Raw genomic sequence first — 6,000 nt, 5'->3', positions numbered from 1 at the left:
TCACTTCACAATGGCTGCTTTTCTATTTCGATCCAGGTTCAGGAAAGGCCAGCTTGGTGCGTGAAGCGGACATGGCGTGATATGAAAAATTGACTATTCACGACCCCGTATCCGATATTCTAACGTACTTTTAATTTACCCCGATCAGCGGAAAAAGGACTTAAACCTAGAGGTATACACTGATTACTAGAACCCAAGAGAGACTATTTGTTTAAAAAATATGTACTAGCCAGATAAATGCTTAGCTAAAAAATCAATCAATATTCTTACCCTTCTAGGTAAATTACGACTGAGCGGGTAGAGTGCCGATATGGTGGTTGGTTGTTGATAATATCTAGTGAGTAATAGCTGCAAAGCACCTTCTTCAACATGTTTCTTGAACAAAAAGCTGGGACCAAAACCGATACCCAGACCATTTAACATTCCATCAACAATTAATGTCCCGTCATTACTGGTTAGGTTGCCTTTTACTTTTACCGTGATTGATTCACCACTAGGCATACGAAAAGGCCAAGCACGGTTCAATTTTGAATCACCATAGATCAGGCAGTTGTGTTGTGTCAGATCCGCGGGTTGAATTGGTTCTCCCCATTTTTCTACATACTCAGGAGATGCAACTACCTGGAAAGTACATTCTGCTAACCGGCGGGATAACAGACTGGAATCCTCCAGTTGACCGACCCGCAGAGCAATGTCGATACCCTCTTCCACTAGATCTTCAACCCGTCCACTGGCAATGACATTCAGATCGATATCAGGATATTGATGCTGGAACTGAATAAACAGCAGGCCGACGCCCGAGATTATAAGGCTTTGAGGTACCGTAATGCGGATCTTTCCCCGAGGTGCGCTTTGGCTATCCATTATCTCGGCACGAGCATTTTCAGCCTCTGCCATGATGTGTTTGCAGTGATTGTAAAATTGGGACCCTTCCTCTGAAAGGCTTAGCTTACGCGTTGTGCGGTACAGTAAACGGGCGCCTAAGTCTCGCTCCAGCAGGGACACCTGCTTACTAACAAACGATTTGGAGAGTCCTAGCCGTTCTGCTGCCGCTGTAAAGCTGCCCGCTTCCACAACGACTGCAAAGGTTTCCATCAACGTTAAAGTGTTCACATTAGTGCCTGTCAGAAAACAATTAGTTTACTCGCAGACCGTATATCAATCTATAAGAACACAATAAGCTTAACACATATGGTTTCACCGGGTTTTAGGTGCTAACAAAATTCTTATGGAGGTGACTTATGAATACAGTACAGGTTGACGTGCAGAGCTATGGAAAGTTAGCGAAATGGCTTCACTGGGGAATGGCCCTGATGTTGATAGTACTTGTCTCAGTCGGTACTTATATGACGGGGTTGGATAAGTCAGATCCCAGTCGTTTGCAGATTATGGGGGTGCATAAATCTTTTGGTGTCATCTTCATGCAGTTTGCCATTCTTCGTTTGATCTGGAGCCGTATCAACCGATCACCCGCGTTGCCAGAAGTGCTGGCTGGTTGGGAGAGGTTACTCTCGCGCACTGTCACTGCTTCTCTCTATATATTAATGCTAGCGATTCCCTTTAGCGGGTTTGCCATGACTAACTTTGCAGGGTTTCCCGTCAGTATATTTGGTTTGATCGAGCTGCCGCAGCTGTTTGATAAAAATATTGAAATGGCAGGGCTGGCTAAGCAAGCCCACTGGATTTTAGTCTACACATTAATAGCAGCGATATTCATGCATATTGCCGGGGCACTTAAACACCGTTTCCTGGATGCTCCGGAAGCAGATGTTCTTCCCCGGATGATGCCATTAAAGCCACGCGTCTAGTATTTTTAAAGTTGAGGTAAACGCAATGTATTCACTAACACTTCATCATCATCCACTGTCGGTCTGCTCAATGAAAGTTCGCCTTGCATTAGAAGAGAAGGGGTTAGATTGGTCTTCTAATGTAATCGATATTGTACGAGAGCAAGAACAGCTAGAGCCATGGTATGTAAAGTTAAACTCCAATGGCGTCATACCCACGCTGGAGTTCCACAACGGCGAAACAGAAGTAGTCACTAATTCAGCCAGCATCATTCGGTTTATCGCGTCACTGCCTGAAAGTAACTCACTGCTACCAACCAATAACCGTGATCTACAGTTAATGAATAAACTAATTGATCTGGCTGATGAGGTAGATCTTCAGATTCTCAGTTATGCACGTCATCCCTCCATGGAAAAGTCTGAAAAAATTCTGGATGCGCGTATCGATAAATCATTATCACTCGCTGAACAGCATCCCGAGCTTAAGAGTAATTATCTTGCTTGTGCTGCCAGATCTGAAAAAAGTAAAACATTCAGGGTGGATGCAAAGCACATCAAGGACATTGAGCAAAGCGCTGAAGAGTCCCTTTCTGTTGCTGAAAAGCAGTTGAACGGCAACGCATTCCTACTGGGCGATATCTATTCCCTAGCTGACGTAATATGGACAGTGGTGCTCTCAAGGCTTGATTTACTTGGCTATACCGACTGGATTAACGGCCATAATTTCCCGCTTCTAGGCAGTTATTACCAACGTGCCCAAGACCGTAAAAGTTTCACTCTCGCTCAGATTCAAAATGAGTGGTGGGATAAATAATTCCTAATAAAACAACGGAGAGAAAAACCTAATCTACTTTTATTTCAATAACGATATCAACCTGAGAGAGTCATTATGAGAAAAAAATTATTTACTTATATTTGTTCAATTATGCTGCTTGGTTTCTTTTCAATATCTTCAGTATTCGCTGAAAATACTGATGCAAGAACGACCTATGCTGTTGTATGGTCCATAGATACCGATGATGCCGAGCTTTTCAATAATACGATCGCCGATCATTCTACAGAAGTGCTAGAGTTATGGAAAAATGGCACTATAGAAAATGTATATATTGACAGTAAAAAAACACATGACGTTGTGAGTAAAGGTGACACGGCAAGAGTAATGTTTTTTATTAAAGCAAAAACAGATGAAGAAGCTAAAAAAATATTAGACGGAATGCCCCTAGTTAAAAAGAAAGCAGCAACATATACCTTGTATCCTGTTGGTTCTCTCTGGTTAAAACAATTTTAACCTTGGGCTCACGATAATAAAGATGTATAAAAATTGACACTCGACCTCCACTAAATCGAAGATTCTAGTGGAGGTTTCAATTGCTAGGTAATCTGCAAACAAGTCCCGAATTCAAGTGAGCAGATTAGGCTTTATAGGACTATTAGATGGCCTGACTACACTTGTTCGCACTCATCATTACTCAATATACTTAGCAGAGACCTAAGAGAATATCCGCTTGGGGTTGAAAGCTGACCTTCAAGGTCATTTCATCCTATATGAGAATTCCTGCCAAATATTTCATGCTATATGAGATTTAGACCCTTCTCCCCGTTCTCACTTAGAGTGAAATAGCAGATTTTTTGGGATTTTCTATTTCAAGCTAAATGAGATTCGATATCTATATCAGCGAGCTATCGACCATAGGCCCGGGGAATACCGCTACGGGGATTTTTAAAACACCCTCGGAAAAAGCGGTCTATCATTACGCGGTACTGTAACCGGCCCTTCCCCATCTTAGCGAGCGTTTTCAACCCGGCTCTCTTGGTGAAAACATATCGACACAGAGTCTGCTGGAAAGTGAATCATAAATATGACAATGCACATATTGCCTCCGTGATCATGTCAGACGTAATCTAAAAATGGTACTACCGGGTATTAGAAACTGCCCACAGGAGAACGCCTCTGTTCACTGAGCTCTTCGAGAAAAAAATGAGTTGGAACAATTGTGTAAAAGCTATTTAGCGCTATTGAGTACTCGGCAATATGACCGGATCGTTATACAGTTAACAAAAGACAGTAACCAACAAACAGACAAATTGTTGCACCGCAACATAAAACACTATACCATTAACTCATCAACTACTTTTCTATATGGGTATAAATCATGTTTAAGAATATTCCTAATGCTGACTTCTCTGCTTTCGGCGCTCCTGTTCAGAAGCTAATCGAACTAAACACAGCAACTTTTACTAAGGCATTCGAGCTTCAGAAAGCTACTGCTGAGAAGCAAATTGCTCAGGCACAAGCTGACTTTAAAGCTCTATCTGAAATCAAAGATGTTGAAGCTCTAACGTCTTTTGTTACCGTTAAGTCTGAAGAAGCCAAAGCTAACCTTGAAGCCCTAAAGACCGAAGCTCAAGTGTCTGTAGAAAGCAGCAAAGCTTACTTTGCTGAAGTTCAGGCTATCCTGACTCAAGGCAAGTAGCTTCTGCTGCTAAATGCTTGGCAAAAAAGCTGTTTAATTTAAGCTGCTTTTAAAAAGGCCCTCATCAGAAATGATGGGGGTTTTTTGTGCATGGATGATACCGAGATAGAGCCAAATACTAAAAGTCATGCGCGTATTCGTAAGTCAGAAATGTCAATCAGCAGCCCTTTTGATAAAGCCCGTTTTACTTCTTCTGACAGCGCTCCGAAACCTATGTTGGAGACAAATAGAGGGATATTCAATGTCTCGATAGCTAAGCTTGAAACGGTAATTAAAAAGGCACTTTTTTCTAGTAGATTGGACGCAAAAGCGCGTGTATTCTGCCTATACTCACGCGGCGATGGCAGGCATAACGCTCTTGAAAATATTTCTGGCCCTATTTACCTTTTTTATTGTGTACGGGTCTTTGTACCCTTTTCATATTGCGCTGTCTTCAGATGCACTTAGTCAGTGGCATGCATTGCTTAACGTCGATATCACTCAAAGCGGTAGAGGGGATACGGTAGCGAATATTCTCCTGTTCGTGCCATTCGGCTTTTTCTGCCGGCACAGTTATCCAGCTAAGAACAGTATCCTGCGATTTGTCCACATCATGTTGGCGGGTCTGCTACTTGCTTTCGGTCTGCAAGTAGCGCAACTGGTGATCCCTGGCCGGGTACCCAGCGGTAGTGATGCTGTGTGGAATATGCTGGGATGCCTTATAGGCTACAGTCTGGCGCTGTTACCTCTGTTACACTTATTACCGAAATCAAAAGACGCGGCCCGCTTTCCACCCATACCCCTGATACTAGCCCTATCCTGCATTGCCTATAGTTGGGCTCCTTTCGTGCCATCACTGGATTTCCAGTTACTTAAAGACAACCTTAAGTTTATTTTTAGTCCCGACATCAGTCCTTGGTGGTTATTGCAGAAATTCACCTTATGGTTGGTGATTTTTCGCTTCCTGCGGTCATCGGACACCTGGTTAAGCAATGAAAAACTCTATCCTCTGATTGTTGTCGTTGTATTGTCGGTAAATTTGTTCATTGTTGGCCATGCTCCGGGTGCCGAGCATATTTTAGGAGGACTACTTGCGCTTCCAGCCTGGTACTTTTTGCGACCTCTTCGTCAAGCTTCGATACTGGCAGTCCTGTTTGCGGTGTCACTCTTAATAACAACCTTTGTTCCATTTGAGTTGCACCAGGATCCTAATTCTTTCAGCTGGGTGCCATTTTCCGGTGCTCTTTCCAGCAACATACTACTGAACGCCATGTCTATCTTCAGGAAGTTGGCCTATTACGCTAGTCTGATCTGGTTGCTAGCGGAGTCGGGACTTCATTTGCGCACCTCTACCGTTCTTGTGGCTGCAGTACTTTTTTTTAGTGAACAATTACAGGTGTATTTTGTTGGTCCATCGCCAGAGATAACGGATACTGTGATGGCTGTTGCGGTCGGAGTTATCCTCAGTCATTATCAGGCAATTCGACGAGCTGAGCTTGTAGGTAATCAGGAAGTTGATAGTGGTTCGCGAACGGGCACTGACACTGACAAATTAACTTTATCACCCAAACCAGATTTAAACGATAAACCTTGAGCTATCGCTACCCCCACTCGTCAAACGCACTTTTCCTGAAGTTCCGATAATTTTCGGCTGAAACCATAGCTCGACCAGGATGGAAGAGATTATGAACAACCGCCTGAACACATCATAAATAACGGTAACTTACCTAACAGTAATTCCGCGCCCGGCTAATCTTAGA

Annotated in this window: 6 protein-coding genes; 5 read left to right on the top strand and 1 reads right to left on the bottom strand. The window is 43.1% G+C overall.

Annotated elements, in window-relative coordinates; translation table 11 throughout:
• Positions 1 to 225 precede the first annotated feature (225 nt).
• The gene (locus tag Nant_RS03945; RefSeq protein WP_054340327.1) at positions 226 to 1,113 is read right to left on the bottom strand and encodes a LysR family transcriptional regulator; all 888 of its coding nucleotides are present in this window, start codon (positions 1,111 to 1,113) and stop codon (positions 226 to 228) included.
• Positions 1,114 to 1,241: 128 nt separating this feature from the next.
• Here Nant_RS03945 and Nant_RS03940 point away from each other — a divergent pair, with 128 nt between their 5' ends.
• The 5 genes from Nant_RS03940 to Nant_RS03920 all read left to right on the top strand — a co-directional run bounded on the left by Nant_RS03940 (position 1,242) and on the right by Nant_RS03920 (position 5,834).
• Positions 1,242 to 1,808, top strand: coding sequence for a cytochrome b (locus Nant_RS03940; RefSeq protein ID WP_054340326.1), 567 nt, complete (start codon positions 1,242 to 1,244; stop codon positions 1,806 to 1,808).
• Positions 1,809 to 1,833: 25 nt separating this feature from the next.
• Complete coding sequence (locus Nant_RS03935) at positions 1,834 to 2,601, top strand: glutathione S-transferase family protein (protein ID WP_054340325.1); 768 nt, start codon at positions 1,834 to 1,836, stop codon at positions 2,599 to 2,601.
• A gap of 75 nt (positions 2,602 to 2,676) precedes the next feature.
• Positions 2,677 to 3,075, top strand: coding sequence for a hypothetical protein (locus Nant_RS03930; protein WP_054340324.1), 399 nt, complete (start codon positions 2,677 to 2,679; stop codon positions 3,073 to 3,075).
• An 865-nt stretch (positions 3,076 to 3,940) separates the two neighbouring features.
• Complete coding sequence (locus tag Nant_RS03925; protein ID WP_054340323.1) at positions 3,941 to 4,261, top strand: hypothetical protein; 321 nt, start codon at positions 3,941 to 3,943, stop codon at positions 4,259 to 4,261.
• A gap of 358 nt (positions 4,262 to 4,619) precedes the next feature.
• The gene (locus tag Nant_RS03920; protein ID WP_162224920.1) at positions 4,620 to 5,834 is read left to right on the top strand and encodes a VanZ family protein; all 1,215 of its coding nucleotides are present in this window, start codon (positions 4,620 to 4,622) and stop codon (positions 5,832 to 5,834) included.
• The last annotated feature ends 166 nt before the right edge of the window (positions 5,835 to 6,000 follow it).

This window comes from Neptunomonas antarctica (assembly GCF_001305295.1).
GTDB classification, from domain to species: Bacteria; Pseudomonadota; Gammaproteobacteria; order Pseudomonadales; family Balneatricaceae; genus Neptunomonas; species Neptunomonas antarctica.
This window is presented reverse-complemented; position numbering and strand designations above follow the sequence as displayed.

Coding starts and splice junctions, on each gene's coding strand:
- Nant_RS03940 (WP_054340326.1), top strand. CDS start 1,242: ATGAATACAGTACAGGTTGACGTGCAGAGCTATGGAAAGTTAGCGAAA.
- Nant_RS03935 (WP_054340325.1), top strand. CDS start 1,834: ATGTATTCACTAACACTTCATCATCATCCACTGTCGGTCTGCTCAATG.
- Nant_RS03930 (WP_054340324.1), top strand. CDS start 2,677: ATGAGAAAAAAATTATTTACTTATATTTGTTCAATTATGCTGCTTGGT.
- Nant_RS03925 (WP_054340323.1), top strand. CDS start 3,941: ATGTTTAAGAATATTCCTAATGCTGACTTCTCTGCTTTCGGCGCTCCT.